Below are 22,648 nucleotides of genomic sequence, written 5' to 3'. Positions count from 1 at the left end.
TTTGGCTAGTACACAATGGACTTTCGTCAGGAATTCATCGAGTTTGCCCTGGAACAGGACGTTCTGCGTTTTGGCGAGTTCAAGACCAAGGCGGGGCGGCTGTCGCCCTACTTCTTTAATGCCGGTTTGTTCAATGATGGTGCGGCGCTTGACCGACTGTCGCAATTCTACGCTAAAGCAATCCTCGCCAGCGGCCTTGCAGTCGATACCCTGTTCGGACCTGCCTATAAAGGCATTCCTCTTGTTGCCGTGAGTGCTCTGGCACTGGCACGCGCGGGTCGCAACCTGCCCTTTTCTTTCAATCGCAAGGAAGCCAAAGATCACGGCGAGGGCGGTAGCATCATCGGCGCCCCGCTGGCCGGACGTGTGCTGATCATTGACGATGTCATTTCTGCCGGCACCTCAGTGCGCGAATCGGTCGAGTTGATCCGTGCAGCGGGCGCAACACCGTGCGGCGTGGTCATCGCACTCGATCGCATGGAACGCGGCAGAGGGCACTTGTCGGCGACGCAGGAAGTGGAGCGGGATTTCGCAATCCCGGTGGTGGCGGTGGCCACACTCGACGATTTGATGGCATTTCTCCGTGAGCGCTCCGACTTCAAGGAGCATCAGTCCGCAGTAACACTTTATCGCCAAGAGTATGGTATTGCATCCGCTCATTAAGCTAGGCGTATTGGCTATTGCGCTTGCGCTCAGTGGTTCGGGCATGGCCGCAGGGAAACTCTATTGCTGCGATGATGCAAAGGGCATGCAAGTGTGCGGCGATGTGCTGCCACAAGCGTGTTACGGGCGGGCTTATCGAGAGATTGGCGCATCCGGTCGTACTCTACGTAACGTGGCTGCTCCACTGACCGCCGAAGAGCGCGCCCAGCAAGCCCTTGAAGAGGCGAAACGCAAAGAAGAAGAAGCGGCACTCAAGGAACAACAGCGCAAGGATCAGGCACTGCTCAACACTTACGGTAGCGTGAAAGACATTGAAGCAATGCGTTCGCGCGCCCAGGACGATGTTCAGAGGTCAATCGCAGCCGCTCAGGAGAAGATTGCCGAAATTCGTGCGCAGCGCAAGCAATACGAGGACGAAGCCGAGTTCTACAAGAAGAAGCAGTTGCCGGCTGCAGTTCAGAAGGGACTAAACGACACGGCTTTCGAGATAACGGCGCAGGAATCGATCATCGAGTCCAAGCAAAAGGAACTCAAGATCATTCGCGAGAAATACGATGAGGACAAACGACGGTACATCGATTTGAGCCGCCGTGGACTGACGCGACAATAGAGACAGCGAGCCTGTTACTCCGGCAGACCGTTTGAAATTTTACTCTCCGAGTTTTTTTCGCAACAGTTCGTTAACCTGTTGCGGGTTGGCCTTGCCCTTGGTCGCTTTCATCGCTTGGCCGACCAGCGCATTGAAGGCTTTTTCCTTACCGGCCTTGAACTCGGCGACCATCGATGCATTGGCTGCCAGTACCCCGTTGATCAGCACCTCGATTGCACTGCTATCGGTAATCTGCTTCAAACCGTGCTGTTCGATGATGTCATCGGCTGTTTTGCCTTCGTCGCTCCACAGGCTTTCGAACACTTTCTTGGCTATGTTGTTTGATACCGTTTTGTCGGCGATGCGCGCCACCAATCCGCCAAGCTGGTGGGGCGAGACGGGTGATTCGCCGATCTCGCGGCCTTCCTTATTAAGACGCGCAGCGAGGTCGACCGTCACCCAGTTGGCGCAAATTTTGGCGCTGCCGATACCGCCAACGGCCACGGCTTCCTCGAAATAACCGGCCACTTCGCGCGACGCGGTGAGCGTCGTTGCATCATAGGAAGACAGCGAGTACTGGGCGACAAAGCGGTCGCGTTTGGCGACCGGCAATTCCGGCATGCTCGCCCGCGTTCGCTCGACCCAATCGCGATCAATAAGCAGCGGCAGCAGATCGGGATCGGGAAAATAGCGATAGTCATGTGCGTCTTCCTTAGAGCGCATCGCACTAGTCGCGCCAGTTCCGGCGTCAAACAGCACGGTGGCCTGCTGGATCGAACGGCCCTCCTCGATTTCGGCGATCTGCCACTGCACCTCGTAGTCGATGGCCTGCTGCATGAAGCGGAAGGAGTTGAGATTCTTTATCTCGCGCCGGGTTCCTAGCTTCTGCTGCCCGACCGGTCGAACCGAGACGTTTGCATCGCAGCGGAAGGACCCTTCCTGCATATTCCCGTCACAGATACCGATCCAGCGAACCAATGCGTGCAGCGCCTTGGCGTAGGCCACAGCTTCGGCTGAGGACCGCATGTCGGGTTCGCTGACGATTTCAAGCAAAGGCGTTCCGGCACGGTTGAGGTCAATTCCCGATTTGCCATGGAAATCCTCGTGCAGCGATTTGCCGGCATCCTCTTCCAGATGCGCGCGTGTCAGGGTGATGACCTTCTCAGAGAGGCTGTCTCCCTGGCCCAGTTGAATCGCCAGTCTGCCGCCAACGATTACCGGCAATTCATACTGGCTGATCTGATAGCCCTTGGGTAGATCCGGGTAGAAGTAATTCTTGCGAGCGAAAACCGATTTCGCTGCAACCTCCCCATCAACGGCCAGCCCGAATCGAATGGCGCATTCGACAGCACCCTTGTTCAGTACCGGCAACACTCCGGGAAGCGCAATGTCAACAGCATTGGCTTGCACATTGGGGGCCGCACCAAAATCCGTCGAACTGCCGGAAAAAATTTTCGAGTTGGTCGCGAGTTGCGCATGTGTCTCGATGCCAATTACAACTTCCCATTTGCTCATCGTTTCGTGCCCACCTGTCAAGTACAACGGCCATTCCGAGTGTCAACCAGAATCGGCCAGAGATAACTGAAAGCGTCTCCACCACACTTTGACTGGCAGGCGTTGAAAGCGACCGTAACGCCCTTTTCCTGCTCCCACATACGGACGACGCAGCCGCTCGCGCCATCAGTCAATACCACATTGGGAAAGCTCTCGGTCTGCTTGAAATACTTCATATCGAAATGGCATACGCCCTGCTTGGGAATGCTCACCTCGGCTACGAAACGTTTGACTTCGGCCTTCGTCACCTGCAAATCCATTGCTCCCCGCCCGCCGGCCACATCGCGGAAACGACACTTGGTGCGCACGTCAAGCGCCTTGTCAGGCATGGGTTTGAGCGTACGGCCCAACAAGTGCTTCAGCGGCTGCGACCTGATTTTTTCTGTTGGTTGAGAAGCGCCAGCCGCTACCTGCCCGGACGAATCAGGCGATGCCGTCTCGGGGGTAGCACAGGCTCCGAGAAGCAAAGCAAGCAGCGTGGCGAATATCAACCTCATCAAAGTCAGTCAAAACCTGATGGATGCCGCAAATGCCAGTCGGTTGTCTGCTGATATCGGTGCGCGACATTGAGCAGCTTTGCCTCGCTGAAATAGTCGCCGATCAGTTGCAGACCCGCAGGCAGGCTGCTGGCAAAACCACACGGAATCGACATTCCCGGCAGTCCGGCGAGGTTGACGGCAATGGTATAGATGTCCGAGAGATACATCTGGACCGGATCAGCCGCTTTTTCGCCAAGATTGAACGCAGTGCTCGGGCTGGTGGGTCCCATGATGACATCGCACTGCCGGAAGGCAGCCACGAAATCGTTGGCGATCAAACGACGTACCCGCTGCGCCTGCAGGTAGTAGGCATCGTAATAGCCGTGCGAGAGCACGTAGGTACCGATCAGAATACGGCGCTTGACTTCGACGCCAAAGCCCTGGGCCCGGCTCCTGGCGTACATTTCGTTCAAATCGCTGTACTCGGGGGCGCGGTAGCCATAGCGAACGCCGTCGAAGCGCGAGAGATTCGAGCTGGCCTCGGCCGGCGCGATCACGTAATAGGCGGGCACCGAAAGCTTCATGTTCGGCAAGCTGATGTCGACCGTTTCTGCACCCAGCTTGCGGTATTCGGCGATCGCCGCGTCAACCAGTTGCATGACTTCAGGACTGCAACCCGATCTTTCGCTGGTGCCGAAAAACTCCTTGGGCAAACCAATTTTCAGTCCGGCCAGCGGCTTGTCGCCAGCGGCGGCGGATATCTCGCGGCCATAGTCTTCTTTTTCGCGACTGAGGCTGGTGGAATCGCGTTCGTCAAAGCCAGCCATGGCATTGAGCAGCAGCGCGCAGTCTTCGGCCGAGCGTCCCATCGGGCCGGCCTGGTCGAGCGAAGAAGCGAAGGCGACCATGCCGTAGCGAGAAACCACGCCGTAGGTCGGCTTCAATCCGGTCAGATTGCACAAGGCCGCCGGCTGGCGGATGGAACCCCCGGTGTCGGTACCGGTCGCCGCAGGGGCCATCAGGGCGGCCACAGCCGCTGCCGAACCCCCCGACGAACCACCAGGGACGCGTGCCGTATCCCAGGGGTTTTTCACCGCACCAAAGTAGGACGTTTCGTTCGAGGAGCCCATGGCGAACTCGTCCATGTTCGTTTTGCCAAGAATCACCGCACCCGCGGCGTTGTAATTTTCGATAACGGTTGCATCGTAAGGGCTAACGAAATTGCCGAGCATCCTCGAACCACATGTGGTCAGCCAGCCCTTTGTGCAAAAGATGTCCTTCTGCGCGAGCGGAATACCAGTCAGCGGTCCGGCGCCCTTGCCAGCTTTCCCGACGGCACGCGATTCGTCGGCCGCTCTTGCCTGCGCCAGGCTCTTGTCGGCGTCAACGGTGACAAACGCGTTGATTTCAGGATTCAGGCGGGCAATCCGGTCGAGATAGAGTTGTGTCAGCTCGACGCTGGAAATCTCCTTGGCCGCCAATGCCTGCGACAACGCCGAAACGTTGCGGGCGATCATCGCGGTCATTCGAGCACCTTCGGCACGAGGTACAGGCCGGCCTCGACCTCGGGGGCAATGGCCTGAAAGGCATCGCGGCAATCTTCTTCGGTGACGCGGTCGCTACGCAAGCGCTGAGCGAGATCCTGAGCATGTGCCATGGGCTCAACGCCCCGGGTGTCGACGGCCTGCATCTCTTCGATCAGGCCGAATATTCCGTTCAGGTGACCGAGCGTGGTTTCCGCTTCGGCATCGCTGACTTCGATCCGGGCGAGGTGCGCGACGCGCCGAACTTGTTCCAGGGTGAGCGACATGGCTATGAGATCGGTAAGGTGTTAAAACAAAGAGCCATATAAGGTATCATAAATGCTTTGCTGACCGCAGCCCCTGCGGAGCTTTTACGGATATTCAGGCATGTTCAGTTTTCTACGCAGTTATTTCTCAAACGATCTGGCAATCGATCTAGGTACTGCCAATACGCTGATCTACGTTCGCGGCAAAGGCATCGTCCTCGACGAGCCGTCAGTTGTCGCCATTCGCATGGAAGGCGGCCCGAACGCCAAGAAGACGATCCAGGCTGTCGGCCTTGCCGCCAAGAATATGCTTGGCAAAGCGCCAGGCGCCATCACGGTTATTCGCCCAATGAAAGACGGCGTGATCGCCGACTTCACCGTCACCGAACAGATGCTCAAGCAATTCATCCGCAAGGTGCACGATTCCCGCCTGCTTTCGCCAAGCCCCCGCATCATCATCTGCGTCCCTTCGGGTTCGACGCAGGTTGAGCGCCGCGCCATTCGCGAATCGGCGATCGGTGCTGGTGCCAGTCAGGTATTTCTTATCGAAGAGCCAATGGCGGCCGCGATTGGTTCGGATCTTCCGGTTTCGGAGCCAACCGGCTCGATGGTCGTCGACATCGGCGGCGGGACAACCGAAGTCGGGGTAATCTCCCTCGGCGGTATGGTTTATGCGGGTTCGGTGCGCGTAGGGGGCGACAAGCTTGACGAAGCGATCATCAACTACATCAGTCGTAACTACGGCATGTTGATCGGCGAAAACACGGCTGAGAACATCAAGAAGTGCATCGGCTCGGCGTTCCCGGGTGCCGAAGTACGTGAAATGGAAGTCTCCGGAATCAATAAGGCCGAGGGCATTCCGCGCAAATTTACCATTTCCTCGAACGAAATTCTTGAAGCGCTCACCGAGCCGCTCAACAGCATTGTTTCAGCGGTCAAGTCAGCACTCGAAAAAACGCCGCCCGAACTCGGCGCCGACATCGCCGACAAAGGAATGGTGCTGACGGGCGGTGGTGCGCTGTTGCGCGACCTTGACCGCCTGCTGATGGAAGAAACCGGCCTGCCGGTGATCGTCGCCGAGGAACCGCTGACCTGTGTGGCGCGCGGTTGCGGCATGGCGCTCGAGAGGATGGACAAGCTCGGCAGTATATTTACCTCGGACTGAGATGCGGTCGCGAACAAAAGGGGAAGCGTGAGCGGTATTGCTCTTCCCCGTCACTTGTGCGGGCTGTTCAGCTTGTTCGTGTCGTCAACTTCTTGAGTAATCACCGCGCGTTGATTGCCGCAATGACCTCCTGTTCCTCATTCCGTACCTTTTGCTGAAGCAATGGATCATCAACCGCCGCCGTTCTTCAAGCGCGGACCTGCACCGCTGGCCCGGCTGACATTCTATGCTGCGCTTTCGTTAGCCCTGATTTTCGTTGATTCCCGTTTTCAGACGCTTGAGCTACTCAGGCAAGGCTTGTCATTGTTCACCCACCCCATACAACAGGCTGCACATGCTCCTGTCGAAGCACTCCAGAATGTCGGCAGCTATTTTTCGGCCATCTCGCGCTTTCAGGATGAAAATGCCCGCTTGAAACGCGCCCAACTGGACGTCGCCGAGACACGATTGCGCACGCAGCATCTCGAAGTGGAAAACGAGCGCCTGCGCAAGCTGCTTGATGTAAAGAGCAGGCTCAAGGCGAATGGACGGGTGACTCAGATCCTTTATGCAGCACGCGACCCCTTCTCGCGCCGCGTGATCGCCGACAAGGGCCAACAGGACAATATCATTCCCGGGCAACCGGTCGTCGATGACGCGGGTGTCGTCGGCCAGGTCACCCGGGTCTTTCCCTTTGTTTCGGAGATCACCCTGATTACCGACAAGGAGCAGGCTGTACCCGTTCAGGTCGTGCGCAACGGGCTGCGTTCGGTCGTTTTCGGGCTGGGCAACGGCCAGCTTGAGTTGCGTTTCATGCCGGCCAATGCGGATGTACAGATCGGCGACCTCCTGGTAACTTCAGGGCTGGATGGGATATGGTTGCCCGGTCTCCCGGTGGCCAAAGTTGTGAGCATCGAACGCGATACCTCATACTCGTTTGCTCGCATCTACTGCGTCCCCGTCGCGGGCGTTGAGAACTTCGGCGAAGTCATGGTGCTTGATCCGCGAGAGACGATTCCTCTACCCGCTCAGTTGAACAGCGAAGCCGCTGACATTGGCGCAAAATCTTCGGCCAAATCCGGGGCGAAGAAGAAACGATTGCAAAAGGAATAGGTCGATGCAACCCACTTCATCCTCATCCCGCATTCTGCAGCCGGTTCGGCCCTGGTACATCCTGATCACGCTCCTGGCCGCGCTGCTGCTAAACTTTCTGCCGACCTCGGCCTGGCCATGGATGCCGGACTGGGCGGCTTTGCTACTCATCTTCTGGAGCATTCGCGAGCAACGTTACGTCGGCATGGGATCAGGCTTCATTTTCGGATTGGCCATGGATGTCGCCGATTCCAGCCTGATGGGGCAGCATGCACTTGCTTACGTTCTGGCTATCTATGCCGCCTCCGCGCTATCGCGTCGCATCCTGTGGTTTCCGCTCGGTCAGCAGGCCTTGCATATCCTCCCGCTGTTGCTGCTTGTCCAGCTTGTGCAATTCAGTGTTCGCGCCATGCCGGGTGCGATCCTTCCTGGATTGAGCTTCTTTGCCGGACCCTTCGTAGGCGCCCTGTTGTGGCTTCCACTCACTTTCATTCTGCTTCTGCCACAGTATCAACCAGTCGACCGAGACGCCAACCGGCCAATTTGAGGAAATTTGCCTTGCGTACCCGGTATTCACCGCAGAACACACACGATAGCGATATTGAACGGTTCCGCTTCCGCGTCGTGATTGCGGCGAGCGTGGTGGTGCTGGGCTTCGCCATTCTGTTCGCGCGGTTTTTCTACTTGCAAGTGATTCAGCACGACTATTACGCAACGCGAGCCGAAGACAATCGTATTTCACTGGTGCCGATTGCCCCCAACCGCGGGGTTATCATGGATCGCAATGGCATCGTTCTGGCACGGAACTACACGGCGTTCACTCTCGAAATCACGCCGTCCAAAATCGAGAATCTCGATGCAATGATCGAGGATCTCGGCAAACTGGTAGAAATTGAGTCCAAGGATCGGCGTCGATTCCGCAAGCTGCTTGATGAGAGCAGGTCTTTTGAGAGCCTGCCGATTCGCACGCGATTGAGCGACGAGGAAGTTGCCCGATTTGCGGCCAATCGCTACCGTTTTCCCGGCGTCGAAGTAAAGGCGCGACTGTTCCGGCAATACCCACTCGGCTCAAGAGCCTCGCACGCGATTGGCTATATCAATCGGATCAACAAGACCGATCTTGAAATCATCGAGAAGAACGAGCAGGCAGCCAATTACAGAGGCACAGACCACATAGGAAAAACCGGCCTGGAGCAGAAGTACGAGTTTCAATTGCACGGCGAGACGGGTTATGAGGAGGTCGAAATCGATGCAGGAGGTCACGCGATTCGCAGTCTGTCGCGCACCCCTCCTGTTTCAGGGAATAACCTGACTCTGACACTCGATGCCAAATTGCAGGAAATCACCGAACAGGCGTTTGGCGATCGTCGTGGTGCGCTGGTCGCCATCGAGCCGTCGACCGGCGGAATTCTCGCGCTCGTATCGACACCTACTTTCGATCCGAATCTTTTTGTCGATGGCATTCGTTCGGATGAATGGGATTTGCTCAACAACTCGCCGGATCGCCCCATGGTCAATCGGGCACTGAACGGGGCCTACCCACCGGGTTCAACATTCAAGCCTTTCATGGCCCTGGCCGCGCTTGAAATCGGCAAACGCACGGCCGGTCAGACAATCTCCGACCCCGGCTTCTACAACTTCGGCGGACATCATTTTCGCGATGACAAGAAGGGGGGGCATGGCACGGTCGATATGTACAAGTCGATTGTCCATTCCTGCGACACCTACTACTACATGCTAGCCAACGATTTGGGCATCGACAATATCGCGCGCTTCATGGGCAGCCTGGGTCTGGGTAGCCGTAGCGGCATCGATATTGAAGGCGAGTCGGAGGGTGTGCTGCCTTCGCCGGAATGGAAAAGGCGTCGCTTCAAAAGCCGGGAGCAACAGAAATGGTATGCCGGCGAAACGATCTCGATCGGGATCGGTCAAGGCTACAACGCCTACACACCGATCCAGCTAGCGCAAGCAATCGCGGTCGTAGCCAACGACGGCGTGTTCTACCGACCGCACCTCGTCAGGTACATTACGGATACCAAGACGGGCGAAAAGGTCTTGATCGAGCCTGAACCACTGCGCACACTCGCCTGGAAGCCCGAGAACATAGAAATAATCAAGAAGGCGATGGTTGGCGTCAATAAGGAAGGAACGGGCGCCCGCGCTTTTGCCGGTGCGGAATACGTTTCGGGCGGCAAGACAGGCACGGCGCAGCTTTTCAGCCTGAAAGGCGCCGAATACAGAGCCGGCAAACTGAAGAAGGAATTACATGACCATGGTCTCTTCATTGCCTTTGCGCCGGCGGATCACCCCAAGATAGCGCTCGCTGTACTGGTCGAAAATGGCGGCTTTGGTTCTCAATCGGCAGCGCCGATCGCTCGCATGGTGCTCGACTACTACTTGCTGGGCAAGCTGCCCAAAGGCGCGGCAAAGGAAGACGACACGCCGGAAGAGGAGAATTAGGCTTTGTTCCAGCAAATTCTGAACCGGTTCTGGGTGCGCCTCACCGGAAATATCGACGGCCCCTTGCTGGCAATAGCGCTGGTCCTGATGGCGTTCGGGATAGCAACCGTCTATAGCGCCACCTACGACTCCAACAATCGTGCAACCGGCCAGTTGCTCAACCTCGGGATCGGTGTCGCGGTAATGTGGGCCCTTGCCCAGACTCCCCCGCAAAAACTGATGCGCTTTGCTGTCCCACTCTATATCGTGGGCGTTATTCTTCTGATTCTGGTGTTCCTGGTGGGAGTCAAGGTCAACGGGGCCAGACGCTGGTTACCCCTGGGTTTCACACGCATCCAACCGGCCGAGATTCTCAAGATTGCGATGCCTCTGATGCTGGCCTGGTACTTTCACAAGTACGAATCCGGCTTGCGTTTCCGACATTTTGTGATTGCCGGCCTGTTGCTGCTCATTCCATTCGGTCTGATCGCCAAGCAGCCCGACCTGGGAACAGCGATTCTCGTCGGCGCTTCGGGTTTCTACGTTATTTTCTTTGCCGGCCTGCCATGGAAAGCGATCATCGGCATGATCATCGCGGGCGCCAGCGTTGCGCCCTTTGCGTGGACCATGCTGCACGGCTACCAGCGCAAGCGGATCCTCACATTGATCGACCCGACAACCGATCCGCTCGGTTCCGGATATCACATTATTCAGTCGACGATTGCCATGGGATCCGGAGGAAGATTCGGCAAAGGCTGGCTTGAGGGAACCCAAACTCGCCTGGAATTTATCCCCGAACGACATACCGACTTCATTTTCGCCGTGTTCTCGGAAGAGCGCGGCTTGCTGGGCAACAGTATTCTTTTATCCCTCTATTTGCTGCTGATAGCCCGTGGACTCATGATCTCGGCCAACGCTTCGACGCTTTTCGCGCGTGTTCTGGGTGGATCAATCACCTTGAGCTTCTTCACATATGCCTTCGTTAACATGGGCATGGTCAGCGGTATTTTGCCGGTGGTCGGGGTCCCGCTGCCGTTCATGAGCTATGGTGGAACCGCGTTGGTGACCTTGTTTCTCGGCCTGGGAATTCTCATGAGCATTCATTCACACCGAATGCTGGTCAAAAAATGACGCGAGTAGTGAATAGAAGAGTGCGCATGACAGGCAAGAAGCGCAACGCACTGCCTGAGCTGCTGCTGGTGCTGGTGTTTCTTTCCGCCTGTAGCAGTCAGATCCCACGCGCCACCGATGGCCCGTCGCCCGGCAACCAATCAACAAGCCCTGCGCGCAAGCCTGGCGTGATACAAAAGCATGGCGGCGGGTATTACAAGGACGACGGCCCCGGTGACGACATTCCGGACAATCTGGACGACATTCCGGACGCCCAGCCGCGCAGCGAACCCCTGCATCGCTTTGCCAACAGGCCGTACAACGTGCTTGGCAAGTCGTATATACCGGACACCAGCCTCAAACACTTCCGGCAGTCAGGCATCGCCAGTTGGTACGGAAAGAAGTTTCACGGCCAGAAAACCTCAATCGGCGAACCCTACGACATGTTCTCGATGACCGCTGCACACCCGACGCTGGCAGTGCCGTCCTATGTGCGGGTCAGGCGTGTGAGCAATGGCAAGACCGTGGTTGTTCGCGTAACGGATCGCGGCCCTTTCCATGCCGACCGAATCATCGACCTCTCCTATGCTGCTGCGCACCGCCTCGGCTATATCAACGATGGCAGCACGCAGGTTGAAGTAGAGACTGTTTTACCCGGCGACTCAACCGAACTGACCTACGCCCAGATCAACCCGCCGGCTCAGACCGCCAAGTCACCGGTCCCTGCGGCTCAACGCGACGTGATTGAAATACTGGCGACCCGAGCGGATGGCGACGAAGCCTCCGACCAATCCCCACCATCCGGAGCGTCAGCACGGCTGCCTGTCTCGGCTTCCGCACCGCCTGTCGCCACAACAGGCGTCTTCCTGCAGCTTGGGGCTTTCTCCAACGCCGACAATGCCGAAAATCTGCGTTCGCATTTATCGCGCGAGCTGGACTGGTTGCAGGAAGGGATCCGGATCAATGCCGGCGGCGGTATGTACCGAGTACATCTCGGCCCTTACGCAAGTCGCGCCGATGCCGAAAAAGTGGCCGAGAAAATTCGACTGGCGCTCGGCTACAAACCCGGGTTTGTAGCTCGATAATTCGCCCTACCCCAGCAGGTACTGCAGGGCAACCCAGGCCTGACCGACGGCCAGTCCTCCATCGTTGGGCGGCAGACGGCGAGCCTCGATCAATTGCAGGCCACGGCCTCCAAGACGTGCGCGCAGACCCCGTGCAAGCACCTGGTTGAGGAAACAGCCCCCACTGCCCACGATCTTGCTTCCTGACGGCGCAATGGCACACACCCAATCAGTCAAGGCGGCAACCAGCGTGGCATGAAAGATCGCCGCACCGCGTTCGGGTATCTTTTCATCGGCCAGAACGGCCAGCAGCGGCTGCAGATTCAGACAACCGTTTTCAATTGACCAGGCGCCATTGAGTGGCAGAACATCACCGTAACGATCGGCCATCCCTTCGAGCAATTCCGCCGCCTGGCCATCGAAAGCCATCATCGAGCTGATGCCGAGCAAACCTGCTGCCGCATTGATGTAACAGCCAAGGCTCGATGTCTTTGGACAAGTGATGCCTTGCAGAAGCATTTTTTCGACCGCCGCAGCGCTCCGCTGCTCGGGAAAGCGCTTTTCAATTTCCTTGCCGCGACCAAGTTGCTGCAGCACCGCCGCCGCCAGGCGCCAGGGCACTCTCAGCGCCTGCTCACCGGCGAGTTCAATCGGCGCAAGACTACCGATACGCTCCATCGATACGCCATCGACGCGCAACAGCTCTCCCCCCCAACCGCCACCATCCGCCCCCAGGCCGATACCATCGAGCGACAGCCCGATAACCGGAGCGTCAATCCGGTGTTCGGCCTGAACCGCAGCCGTGTGAGCGTGGTGATGTTGAACGGCGAGCGCCGGAACGCCCCTCTGCTGTGCGAAGTCCAGGGCAAATCGCGTCGAATGGAAGCTACGGTCAAGATCATGGGCAACCAGCGCCGGTTTGATGCCAAGGAGCTTGAGGAGACGCGTTACGGTTGATTCAAAATAATCACAGGCTGCCGCGTTATCCAGATCGCCGATATGCTGCGAAATAAACGCTTCGTCGCCACGGGTCACGCAGACTGTATTCTTGAACCAACCGCCTACCGCCAGAACAGACGGGCCGGATCGTGGCAGCTTGATCGCGTTCGGCGCGTAGCCACGCGCGCGGCGCACAAGTTGCAGCCCACCAGGGCCCGAGCGCGCAATACTGTCGTCGCAACGGGACTTTATCTCACGGTCATGCAGCAGAAAAGCATCGGCAATACCGGACAGGCGCAGCAAGGCTTCCTCGTTGCTAATGGCTGTTGGCTCACCACCGGGGTCGGCGCTGGTCATGACCAGCGCGAGTTTCTGCGGACGATCCAGCCAGCCAAGGCCTTGCGGGCGACCAGCAGATTCATGGAAGAGCAGGTACTGTAGCGGTGTGAAGGGCATCATCACCCCCAACCAGCCCAGCCCGGTCGTCACACCGGGCAAGGCTTTGTCACAGCTTGGGCGTTTCTTGAGCAGAATGATTGGTCGCTCTGCCATTGCAAGCAGACCCGGTTCGCCGATACCCAGTTGAACAAAAGCACTCGCGGACGAGGCGTTGGCAAGCATCACGGGGAAAGGCCTCTCATCCCGCTGCTTGCGCTCGCGAAGGACAGCGACTGCAACCGCGTTGCGAGCGTCGCAGGCCAGATGAAACCCGCCCATGCCTTTGATCGCGACAATCTTCCCCTGCGCCAGAAGCGCCACGGCCTGCGTAATCGGATCACCCGGCAGAGGCCGCCCCTCGGCATCCAGCAATTCAGGCTGCGGCCCACACTTCGGACAACAATTCACCTCATCATTGTGGTGCCGCCCATCCTTTCGTTGGGTTTCGTTTTGGCACTTCGGGCAGCGGGGAAAGTTCTTCAGGCTGGTTCGTTCACGAGCGTACGGAAGGGCACGAGCAATTGTGTAGCGCGGACCGCAATTTGTGCAGTTGGTGAACGCGTAGCGCCAGCGCCGGTTCGCCGGATCGAACATTTCGGCCAGACAATCGCGGCAGACTGCCGAGTCGTGTCCGACCATCGCTGGAGCACGACCGCTACGACTATTCAGGATATAGAAATCATCGGCTACGCATTCAACATGACTGTTCTGCGCCGTCACCGAATCGATGTGCGCCTTCACCGGAGCATCGTTCTGCAAGCGCTCGATCAGATTCTGTACCTGTTCCGCTGCACCACACACTTCAATCTCGACGCCGCGCGCGTCTTTTCTGACCCAGCCAGTAAGCAGAAGCTCCTTGGCCAGACGCCAGACAAACGGCCTGAAGCCAACGCCCTGCACGACACCGCTGAGCCGGATGCGCTGGCAGACGTTGTGTGAGTTATCGGAAGTTTGCACGGGTAAGGGTCCGTATCTTTTTCGTTGAAAGGTTAACTTCCTTCAGCCCGGAATTACGCCGGATTGCCGGATCAGGTTGATTTTCCTTATGTTTTCGTTATCTTGCTGCCAACAAGTACGGCAAAAGCACGGCAACTCCATTCAGTGACGAGACGGCCCTTTTCAGGCACGTTCTCTCTTTTTTGATCCGGTGACAGGAAACCTTGATCGTGTATGCTTCGCATATCGTTCCGGATCACCTTAACAGATATAGCATCATACTCAACTTTGTTAAAGCCGGCATGCACAATAGCATTGAACGTGGATTCAGGGAAATAGCTCGGGGTATTGACGCTGATTCTACTCCGGGACAAAGTCAAACTTGAGAGTCCGATTTGCATCAAACAAAAACCAGATTCAAGGCTGCATAATGTGACTCTGCTCCCTTTCGGGTTCCCTGCATGTTAGAAGCCTCCAACCTTGAATGCGTACGCGGCGAGCGAAGCCTTTTTTCGAAGCTCAGTTTCCGCCTTGATGGTGGCGAGATGCTTGATTTACAGGGAAAAAATGGCTCCGGCAAGACAAGTCTGCTGCGCATGCTCTGCGGGCTGTCACCGCCGGCTGATGGCGAGATTCGCTGGCGGGGCGAGCTGATTGGCAAGCTCGGCGAGGAATTTCGCCGGGAGTTGTGTTATCTCGGCCATTTCAACGCCATCAAGGAAGAGTTGACGCCGCTCGAGAATCTGCTGTCCTCCGCCAGACTAGCCGGCGAACATCTCGATGAAGTTGCAGCACTTGATGCACTTGAGATTGTCGGCCTTGCCGGGCGTGAGGATCTGGCTTGTCGCTACCTCTCACAGGGGCAGAAACGCCGTGTGGCGCTGGCCAGGCTGGTCAATGAGCGCAGGGCGCTGTGGGTGCTCGATGAACCCTACGTGGCGCTGGATACGGCCGCGGTCGAACTGGTTGCCGGCCTGATCGGTACCCATCTGCAACGCGGTGGGTTGGCCGTGCTGACCACCCATCAAGCGGTCGAGGTTGTCGCAGGCACGGTGCGTGAACTGCGGCTGAACTAGAAGTAATGCTAATTGAGATAGAAAATGTTGACGCCCGCTTCGCTACTTCGCATTGAGTGACGACTGACGAATGCTTGCCCTGATTCGAGCCATCGTCGGTCGCGACCTTCGTCTGGCCCTGCGTCGCCGGTCGGATATCGTATCGGCGCTGTTCTTTTTCATCATTGTGGTCAGTCTGTTTCCGCTGGGTGTCGGGCCGGAGCCGGAGCTGTTGCGCACGCTGGCACCGGGTGTACTGTGGGTCGCCGCCCTGCTATCCACCCTGTTGTCGCTACCGCGCCTGTTTGCCGACGACCATCGCGATGGAACCCTGGAACAGCTCGCGTTGGCACCGCAACCACTCGGCTTGATCGTGCTCGGCAAGGTGTTTGCACACTGGCTGGTTTCGGGGCTTCCGCTGACTCTGCTGGCACCGGTGCTCGGAATCCAGTTCGACCTATCCAGCGAGGCCCTTTGGACGCTCGTTATCTCGCTGCTGATCGGCACCCCCGCGCTGTCCGGCATCGGAGCCATTGGTGCAGCGCTGACGCTGGGCGTGCGCGGCAGCGGTGTGCTACTTTCGCTGCTGGTTCTTCCCCTGTATATTCCGGTGCTTATTTTTGGCGCGGGCGCGGTTGATGCTGTCGTCACCGGACTCGGGGCGCAAGCCCATCTGTCGCTGCTTGGCGCACTAACGCTGGGCGGCGTGTTTTTTGCACCGTGGCCAACTGCAGCGGCATTACGGATTGCCTTGGAATAATGAGTAACAAACTGATCAACTGGTTCAAATTTGCCAGCCCGCAAGCGTTCTATCCGCTTGCCGGCAGAATGATTCCGTGGTTCTGGACGCTGGCGGCGATTTTCGGCATCACCGGGCTCTACATCGGCTTTCTGGTAGCGCCTACGGACGCGCAGCAGGGCGAAGGCTACCGCATCATCTTCCTGCACGTACCTGCGTCGTGGATGTCGATGTTCATTTACCTGGTGATGGCTTTCTGGGCCGGACTGGGGCTGGCCTTCAATTTCCGCCTGTCGGGCATGATGGCCACGGCACTGGCGCCGACCGGAGCGCTTTTCGCCTTTCTCTCACTCTGGACGGGCGCGCTGTGGGGCAAACCGATGTGGGGCACCTGGTGGGTCTGGGACGCGCGCCTGACCTCTGAGCTGATCCTGCTGTTTCTCTACGTCGGCTTCATCGCCCTGCAGTCGTCGATCGACGACCCGCGCCGTGCCGACAAGGCGGGGGCCATCCTGGCGCTGGTCGGAGTGGTCAACATCCCGATCATCTATTTCTCGGTGAAATGGTGGAACACCCTACATCAGGGCTCGTCGGTCAGTCTGACAAAATCGCCTTCGATGGCCACGACGATGCTCTGGGGCATGCTGCTCTGCGCCCTCGCTTGCTGGATGTACTCGATCGCTGTGGCGTTGATGCGGGTACGGAGCATCATGCTGGAACGCGAGCGGCACACCGACTGGGTGCGCGCCGAGTTGGATACCTAGGACGGCAAGGAGCAAGGCATGTACTGGAACAGTTTTTCGGAATTTCTGGCCATGGGGAACCACGGTATCTATGTCTGGGGTTCGGTTGGCGTCATGGCGGTCTTAATGGCACTGGAACCGGTTTTGCTGATTCAGGGTCACAAGAGTCTCGTTGCACGTCTCAAACGCCAATTCCGCGCCGAGCGCTCCGACAAGAGCGCTGCCCGCAGCGCTGATCGCAAAACATCTCCCAAAGGCAAGCATTGAAAACACGTCACAAACGTATCGCGCTGATCATCGGTGGCCTGGCCATTCTGGGCCTGGTCGTTGCCCTGGTACTGAATGCGTTCCAGAGCAATCTGGTGTTCTTCTTTTCGCCGACACAGGTCGCTGCGGGCGAAGCCCCCGTGGGCAAGTCTTTCCGCATCGGGGGCATGGTCAGGGAAGGCTCGATCAAGCGCGAGCCCGATGGAGTCACCCTGCGTTTTGTCGTGACCGATACCGAAAAGGACATCGTCGTTGCTTACAAGGGAATCCTGCCCGACCTGTTCAAAGAAGGGAAAGGCGCCGTCGCCCAGGGCAAACTCGGCGAGGATGGAATTTTCATTGCCAGTGAAGTACTCGCCAAACATGACGAGAACTACATGCCGCCGGAAGCCACCAAAGCTATCGGCGACGCGCATGAGCGCGCGGCAGCCAACAAGGCGGCCGCCGAAGCCAGCGCCAAGACCCTCAAGCCGTAAATGAAGGAAACGGACCACCGATCATGATCCCCGAACTCGGACACTTCGCTCTCATTGTCGCGCTCTGCGTAGCGCTCGTACAAGGCACCCTGCCATTGATCGGCGCCCATCTGCGACGTCCCGGCTGGATCGCCCTGGCGCGTCCCGCCGCAGTGGCCCAGGCCGTACTGATGGCCGTGGCCTTCGGGTGCCTGACCAGCGCATTCGTTCACAACGATTTCTCGGTCATCTATGTTGCACAGCATTCCAATACCTTGTTGCCTGTTCAATACCGGGTGGCCGCCGTGTGGGGCGGCCATGAAGGTTCGCTTCTGCTCTGGGTGGTAATGCTGTCATTGTGGACGCTGGCGGTTTCGATCTTCTCGAAACAGCTTCCCGACTACTTGATCGCCCGCGTACTCGGCGTGCTGGCACTGGTTACCGCCGGTTTCCTGCTCTTCATCCTGCTTACCTCCAACCCCTTCGATCGCCTGCTGCCGGGCGCCGAGGAAGGACGCGACCTCAACCCGCTGTTGCAGGATCCAGGCTTGATCTTCCATCCGCCGATGCTCTACATGGGCTATGTTGGTTTCTCGGTCGCTTATGCCTTCGCCGTCGCCGCCCTGCTCTCCGGCCAGCTCGACGCCGCCTGGGCCCGCTGGTCGCGCCCGTGGACGACCGCGGCGTGGATCTTCCTGACCCTCGGCATCGCACTGGGCTCCTGGTGGGCGTATTACGAACTTGGCTGGGGCGGCTGGTGGTTCTGGGACCCGGTCGAGAATGCTTCGTTCATGCCATGGCTGGTCGGCACAGCGCTGATTCACTCGCTGGCGGTGACCGAAAAACGTGGCAGCTTCAAGAACTGGACGGTGCTGCTGGCCATTGCCGCCTTTTCGCTTTCACTGCTCGGTACATTCCTGGTGCGTTCCGGCGTGCTGACCTCGGTGCATGCCTTTGCCACCGATCCGACGCGCGGCATATTTATTCTCGTCTTTCTGGTTGCAGTCATCGGCAGCTCGCTCGCACTCTTTGCCTGGCGAGCGCCAAAGGTCGGTCTGGGCGGCAGATTCGGCCTTCTTTCACGTGAATCGCTGCTGCTCACCAACAATGTTCTGCTGGTCGTCGCCTGTGCTTCCGTTTTGCTCGGCACGCTTTACCCGCTGCTCATCGACGCGCTCGGCCTGGGCAAGCTGTCGGTCGGCCCGCCCTACTTTGATTCCGTCTTCGCACCGTTGATGATCCCGGCGCTATTCCTGATGGGCGTCGCTCCGTTTGCACGCTGGAAGCAGGCCAGCTTCGGCGAGCTGGCGCGCATCCTGCGCCTGGCTTTTTTCGCGGCGGCAGCGGTCGGCATCGTGGCGCCTTTCCTGTTCGGCGAATGGAAGCCGCTGGTGGCCCTGGGCCTGCTGCTTGCCGCGTGGATCGTTCTCTCGGGCTCACTCAATTTCGCCGGGCGCGTGCAGGCAGCGCGCGCCGGCCAGCCCTTCGTGACCGCCGCCTTGAAGCAGCCGCGCAGCTTTTTCGGCATGCATACGGCCCATGTCGGCGTTGCCGTCTTCGTCGTCGGGGTGACGATGGTCAATGGCTACCAAACCGAAAAAGACGTGAAAATGGAAATTGGCGATACCGTCAGCGTGGGGGGTTACACCTTCAGATTCAACGGGGTCCGTCAGGAAAAGGGGCCCAACTACATGGCGCTGGTCGGCGATATCGACCTGTTCAACAACGACAAGCGCGTTCGGAAAATGCACCCGGAGAAACGCAACTACGTTTCCGGATCGATGCCGATGACCGAGGCGGCAATCGATACCGGCCTGCTACGCGACGTTTACATCTCGCTCGGCGAACCGATCGACAAGTCCCGACCAGACGGCGCCTGGGCCGTTCGCGTATATCACAAACCATTTGTCGACTGGATCTGGGGCGGTTGCGTGCTGATGGCGGTCGGCGGCCTCTTCGCTTTGACTGACCGTCGCTATCGGATAAAGTCCCGAGCCGCATCGAGTCAACTCGGCGCGCTGGCCCGGCGCGCCTGAGGACGAATCATGAACCGCTTTCTCTGGCCGCTGATCGGCTTTGTCGTTCTTGTGATCCTGCTCGCTGTCGGGCTCAACCTCAATCCACGCGATGTGCCATCGCCACTGGTCGGCAAACCGGCACCGATGTTTACGCTGCCACAAGTGGCTTCGCCGGAGCGGACATTCTCGCCGAAGGACATGCTCGGCAGAGTGTGGCTGCTCAATGTCTGGGCAACCTGGTGCGTTTCCTGCCGGCAGGAACATCCGGTACTCGTTGAAATGGCGAAGAACAAAGCGATAACGCTGGTCGGGCTCAACTACAAGGAAGTGAGCGGTGACGGCGCACTGGATTCGGACAAGCTCACCGCCGACGCCGAAATGAAGCTGGCACTGGAGCGGTCGAACGCCTGGCTGAACCAGCATGGCAATCCCTACCGCCTGTCGGTGCTTGACCTCGACGGCCGCGTTGGCATCAACTACGGCGTCTATGGCGTACCCGAAACCTACGTCATCGACAAGGCCGGCATCATCCGCATGAAGCACACGGGGCCGATCAGTCCTGATGATTTTTCAGGCAAGATTCTGCCGCTGGTTGCGGAGTTGAATAAATGAACGCATCTTTCTCCAAGGAGCCACATAAGGGCAGAGAATATTTCTCGGCTGGTTTCTACTTTGCTCTTCTCTGTGTTCTCTGTGTCTCTGTGGTAAATCCGGTTTTTTCCAAGGAAGCTACGCCACTCGCCGAGGATGAGGTCGCCGAAAAGCGCATGGTGGCGATTTCCTCTGAATTGCGCTGTCTGGTCTGCCAGAACGAATCCTTGTCCGGCTCCCACGCCGAACTGGCGAACGACCTTCGTCGCGAGATTCGTACGCTGATCAAGGACGGCAAGAGCGACGGCGAGATCATGGATTTCATGGTCAGCCGCTACGGCGACTTCGTGCGTTACCGTCCGCCGCTCAAGGGAACAACCCTGCTTTTGTGGTTTGGTCCGGCGCTGCTCCTCGTCGGCGCCATCGGCTCACTCTTTGTTTATCTGCGCCGCCGTAACAAGGCCATCATAGACTCGCCGCTCAGTGCGGAAGAACAGGATCAGGCCGACAGCCTGCTCAATATCGAAGAACCGCCGAAATGACTTCCACGACTGGTTTCATCCTGGCCTCGGCGCTGCTCGTCCTCGTCGTCCTGGGCATTCTGTTGTTGCCGCTTTGGCGTACCCCCAAGCCGGCAAAGACGGTCAATCGAGGTGAAGCCAATCTGGACATTTTTCGTGACCAGATGCGCGAACTCGAACGCGACCACGATGAAGGAATTCTCACCGACGCTGATCTGAAACAGGCAAAAAGCGAACTGCAGCGCCGTCTGCTCGACGAGGTTCATCCCGAGACGGTGCCACAGGCGAAGAGCGGCGGACGCCAGACCGCGCTGGCCTTGCTCATCGCGCTTCCGCTGGCCGCGACGGCCGGTTATCTGATCCTCGGCAATCCGCAGGCGCTCGATCCGACGCAAACGCAGACGCAGACGCAGACGCAAATCGGGCCACAGCAGATCGAAGCGATGCTTGGCAAATTGGTCGAAAAGCTCAAGCAGAACCCGGATGACACCAAAGGGTGGGTCATGCTCGCCCGTTCCTACAAGGTCCTGGGCCGTTTTTCCGAATCGGCCGAGGCCTACAGTCACGGCGGCGCACTGGTCGATGCTGACCCCAGCTTGCTGGCCGATTATGCCGAAGTATTGGCGCAAGCCAATGGTGGCAGCTTAGCGGGCCAACCCGACAAGTTGCTTTCCCGCGCGCTGGAGATTGACCCGAACGAACCGCAGGCGCTGTTCCTGGCGGGTGCGGCGGCCTCAGAGCGCAGGGATTTTTCCGCCGTGGCCCGATACTGGGAGCGTCTGCTGCAACAACTCGAACCTGGCTCGGAAGAGGCGCAGTCGCTGGAATTGGCAGTGGCCAAGGCGCGCGAAATCGACGCACAGAGCGGCGGTAAGCCGCCAGGAATAACCACGACCGGCCCTAATGCCATCCCTGCGGAAAGCATCAGCGGTGTGGTGACGATCAGCAGCAAGATTGCCGCGCAGGCCAAACCCGGCGATCTGCTCTTCGTTTTTGCGCGAGCCGAAGAAGGGTCGCGCATGCCGCTGGCGGTGGTGCGCGCACAGCTTGCCGACCTGCCGCTCAAATTCCGTTTCGACGATTCAATGGCCTTGCCGGGCGGGAAGAAGATTTCCGGGTTCAAGACAGTCAGCGTCGAAGCGCGCGTGGCCAAAGCCGGAAAAGCGCAAAGCTCAAGCGGCGACCTCTTTGGCAGTATCAAGGGCGTCAAACCCGGCAGCAAGAACATCAAGCTGGTGATTGATCAGATTCAGCCCTGAGCCAACTCTGCTAGACTGAGCCTTCGCATGCCGCTCGGACAAAGCGATTTCCCGTCCGCTGGCTATACCGGAGCGGCATCTGCGAGGCACAGTATCCCAAGACGTAAGTTTGATAGTCAGGCTTTGCGAAGGGGTCGCTCATGTCACACGAACCGCATACGATTTCGCTCGGATTCACCAAGCAAATTTTCCCCGCCGGGATGCACGTCTGCCAAATCTTCAACCATGACGAAGAGCGCTTGAAATCGCTGCTCGAATTTCTGCGCAGTGGACTCGTCGCGGGAGAGCGGGTCGCCTGCTTCACTGACAATCTCGACCGAGCGCACCTGGCCAGGCACCTCGCCAAACATAGCCTGTCGAGCGATGGCCTCCAGGAATCCGGAGCCTTCTCATGCACCGCCGCGAGTGACGTCTATTTTCAGGGCGGCCTCTTCGACCCGGACCGGATGATCGGTTTGTTGCGTCAGTTCCAGGAAGATTCGGTCACCAACGGCTTTCCTGCCTGTCGCGTCATCGGCGAGATGTCTGCCGAGGTCCAGCACATACCGGGTGGTTCGCGTCTGCTGGAGTACGAATCCCGCGTCAGCCTGTTGCTGAAGGAACACCCGGTAACCGCCGTCTGTCAGTACGACGCCAACACCTTCGATGGCGCAACGCTCATGAAGATTCTTAAAGTCCACCCGATGATGGTGATCCGTGGTGCCGTGGTTCGCAACCCCTGCTACATCCAACCGGACGAATTCCTCACACGCAATCATTGACGC

General features: G+C 58.3%; 23 protein-coding genes. 18 read left to right on the top strand and 5 right to left on the bottom strand.

Annotation, left to right across the window (positions count from 1 at the left end; translation table 11 throughout):
* Window positions 1-15: 15 nt before the first annotated feature.
* Both pyrE and PROAA_RS01990 read left to right on the top strand, forming a co-directional pair.
* On the top strand, window positions 16-663 hold the full coding sequence (pyrE, locus tag PROAA_RS01995; RefSeq protein ID WP_186409714.1) for an orotate phosphoribosyltransferase: 648 nt from the start codon (window positions 16-18) through the stop codon (window positions 661-663).
* Window positions 647-1,273, top strand: a complete 627-nt coding sequence (locus tag PROAA_RS01990; RefSeq protein ID WP_186409713.1) for a hypothetical protein — start codon at window positions 647-649, stop codon at window positions 1,271-1,273. Before pyrE ends, PROAA_RS01990 begins: the two co-directional genes overlap by 17 nt.
* 39 nt (window positions 1,274-1,312) lie before the next feature.
* Here the strand turns inward: PROAA_RS01990 and gatB are convergent, their stop codons facing one another.
* Genes gatB through gatC form a run of 4 tightly spaced genes read right to left on the bottom strand, consistent with a single transcriptional unit; the run spans window position 1,313 to window position 5,095 of the window.
* Window positions 1,313-2,767 (bottom strand): Asp-tRNA(Asn)/Glu-tRNA(Gln) amidotransferase subunit GatB, encoded by a 1,455-nt coding sequence (gene gatB, locus PROAA_RS01985; RefSeq protein ID WP_186409712.1) that lies wholly within the window; start codon window positions 2,765-2,767, stop codon window positions 1,313-1,315.
* Between the two features lie 17 nt (window positions 2,768-2,784).
* A complete protein-coding gene (locus PROAA_RS01980) occupies window positions 2,785-3,303 on the bottom strand; it encodes a hypothetical protein (RefSeq protein ID WP_186409711.1) in 519 nt (172 codons plus the stop codon).
* Between the two features lie 5 nt (window positions 3,304-3,308).
* Entirely contained in the window at window positions 3,309-4,802 is a 1,494-nt protein-coding gene (gene gatA / locus PROAA_RS01975) for an Asp-tRNA(Asn)/Glu-tRNA(Gln) amidotransferase subunit GatA (RefSeq protein WP_186409723.1), read from the bottom strand.
* Between the two features lie 5 nt (window positions 4,803-4,807).
* The gene (gatC, locus tag PROAA_RS01970) at window positions 4,808-5,095 is read right to left on the bottom strand and encodes an Asp-tRNA(Asn)/Glu-tRNA(Gln) amidotransferase subunit GatC (protein ID WP_186409710.1); all 288 of its coding nucleotides are present in this window, start codon (window positions 5,093-5,095) and stop codon (window positions 4,808-4,810) included.
* Between the two features lie 100 nt (window positions 5,096-5,195).
* Here gatC and PROAA_RS01965 point away from each other — a divergent pair, with 100 nt between their 5' ends.
* The 6 genes from PROAA_RS01965 to PROAA_RS01940 all read left to right on the top strand — a co-directional run bounded on the left by PROAA_RS01965 (window position 5,196) and on the right by PROAA_RS01940 (window position 11,944).
* Window positions 5,196-6,239, top strand: a complete 1,044-nt coding sequence (locus PROAA_RS01965) for a rod shape-determining protein (protein ID WP_186409709.1) — start codon at window positions 5,196-5,198, stop codon at window positions 6,237-6,239.
* Between the two features lie 162 nt (window positions 6,240-6,401).
* Window positions 6,402-7,331 (top strand): rod shape-determining protein MreC, encoded by a 930-nt coding sequence (gene mreC / locus PROAA_RS01960; protein ID WP_186409708.1) that lies wholly within the window; start codon window positions 6,402-6,404, stop codon window positions 7,329-7,331.
* Window positions 7,332-7,335: 4 nt separating this feature from the next.
* Window positions 7,336-7,857 (top strand): rod shape-determining protein MreD, encoded by a 522-nt coding sequence (gene mreD / locus PROAA_RS01955; RefSeq protein WP_186409707.1) that lies wholly within the window; start codon window positions 7,336-7,338, stop codon window positions 7,855-7,857.
* A gap of 11 nt (window positions 7,858-7,868) precedes the next feature.
* The gene (mrdA, locus tag PROAA_RS01950) at window positions 7,869-9,770 is read left to right on the top strand and encodes a penicillin-binding protein 2 (RefSeq protein WP_186409706.1); all 1,902 of its coding nucleotides are present in this window, start codon (window positions 7,869-7,871) and stop codon (window positions 9,768-9,770) included.
* A gap of 3 nt (window positions 9,771-9,773) precedes the next feature.
* On the top strand, window positions 9,774-10,880 hold the full coding sequence (gene rodA / locus PROAA_RS01945) for a rod shape-determining protein RodA (protein ID WP_186409705.1): 1,107 nt from the start codon (window positions 9,774-9,776) through the stop codon (window positions 10,878-10,880).
* A gap of 26 nt (window positions 10,881-10,906) precedes the next feature.
* Window positions 10,907-11,944 carry a septal ring lytic transglycosylase RlpA family protein gene (locus tag PROAA_RS01940; protein ID WP_186409704.1) on the top strand — a complete coding sequence of 346 codons (1,038 nt, stop codon included), beginning with the start codon at window positions 10,907-10,909 and terminating at the stop codon, window positions 11,942-11,944.
* A gap of 6 nt (window positions 11,945-11,950) precedes the next feature.
* Here the strand turns inward: PROAA_RS01940 and hypF are convergent, their stop codons facing one another.
* Window positions 11,951-14,257: a carbamoyltransferase HypF gene (hypF, locus tag PROAA_RS01935; RefSeq protein ID WP_186409703.1), complete on the bottom strand. Its 2,307-nt coding sequence runs from the start codon at window positions 14,255-14,257 to the stop codon at window positions 11,951-11,953.
* A gap of 440 nt (window positions 14,258-14,697) precedes the next feature.
* Between hypF and ccmA the strand changes: the two genes are divergently transcribed.
* The 10 genes from ccmA to PROAA_RS01885 all read left to right on the top strand — a co-directional run bounded on the left by ccmA (window position 14,698) and on the right by PROAA_RS01885 (window position 22,645).
* On the top strand, window positions 14,698-15,312 hold the full coding sequence (gene ccmA, locus PROAA_RS01930) for a cytochrome c biogenesis heme-transporting ATPase CcmA (RefSeq protein ID WP_186409702.1): 615 nt from the start codon (window positions 14,698-14,700) through the stop codon (window positions 15,310-15,312).
* A gap of 70 nt (window positions 15,313-15,382) precedes the next feature.
* Entirely contained in the window at window positions 15,383-16,051 is a 669-nt protein-coding gene (gene ccmB, locus PROAA_RS01925) for a heme exporter protein CcmB (protein ID WP_186409701.1), read from the top strand.
* Window positions 16,051-16,794 carry a heme ABC transporter permease CcmC gene (gene ccmC, locus PROAA_RS01920; RefSeq protein WP_186409700.1) on the top strand — a complete coding sequence of 248 codons (744 nt, stop codon included), beginning with the start codon at window positions 16,051-16,053 and terminating at the stop codon, window positions 16,792-16,794. Before ccmB ends, ccmC begins: the two co-directional genes overlap by 1 nt.
* A gap of 18 nt (window positions 16,795-16,812) precedes the next feature.
* Window positions 16,813-17,040 (top strand): heme exporter protein CcmD, encoded by a 228-nt coding sequence (ccmD, locus tag PROAA_RS01915; RefSeq protein ID WP_186409699.1) that lies wholly within the window; start codon window positions 16,813-16,815, stop codon window positions 17,038-17,040.
* Complete coding sequence (gene ccmE, locus PROAA_RS01910; protein WP_186409698.1) at window positions 17,037-17,516, top strand: cytochrome c maturation protein CcmE; 480 nt, start codon at window positions 17,037-17,039, stop codon at window positions 17,514-17,516. The genes ccmD and ccmE overlap by 4 nt, the downstream gene beginning before the upstream one ends.
* A gap of 23 nt (window positions 17,517-17,539) precedes the next feature.
* Window positions 17,540-19,531 (top strand): heme lyase CcmF/NrfE family subunit, encoded by a 1,992-nt coding sequence (locus tag PROAA_RS01905; protein ID WP_186409697.1) that lies wholly within the window; start codon window positions 17,540-17,542, stop codon window positions 19,529-19,531.
* A gap of 6 nt (window positions 19,532-19,537) precedes the next feature.
* On the top strand, window positions 19,538-20,125 hold the full coding sequence (locus tag PROAA_RS01900; protein ID WP_425393992.1) for a DsbE family thiol:disulfide interchange protein: 588 nt from the start codon (window positions 19,538-19,540) through the stop codon (window positions 20,123-20,125).
* The gene (locus PROAA_RS01895) at window positions 20,122-20,646 is read left to right on the top strand and encodes a cytochrome c-type biogenesis protein (protein ID WP_186409695.1); all 525 of its coding nucleotides are present in this window, start codon (window positions 20,122-20,124) and stop codon (window positions 20,644-20,646) included. Before PROAA_RS01900 ends, PROAA_RS01895 begins: the two co-directional genes overlap by 4 nt.
* Window positions 20,643-21,884, top strand: a complete 1,242-nt coding sequence (gene ccmI, locus PROAA_RS01890) for a c-type cytochrome biogenesis protein CcmI (RefSeq protein WP_186409694.1) — start codon at window positions 20,643-20,645, stop codon at window positions 21,882-21,884. Before PROAA_RS01895 ends, ccmI begins: the two co-directional genes overlap by 4 nt.
* A 140-nt stretch (window positions 21,885-22,024) precedes the next feature.
* The gene (locus PROAA_RS01885) at window positions 22,025-22,645 is read left to right on the top strand and encodes an MEDS domain-containing protein (protein ID WP_186409693.1); all 621 of its coding nucleotides are present in this window, start codon (window positions 22,025-22,027) and stop codon (window positions 22,643-22,645) included.
* Window positions 22,646-22,648: the final 3 nt, after the last annotated feature.

The sequence above is a fragment of the Candidatus Propionivibrio aalborgensis genome (assembly GCF_900089945.1).
GTDB classification, from domain to species: Bacteria; Pseudomonadota; Gammaproteobacteria; order Burkholderiales; family Rhodocyclaceae; genus Propionivibrio; species Propionivibrio aalborgensis.
This window is presented reverse-complemented; position numbering and strand designations above follow the sequence as displayed.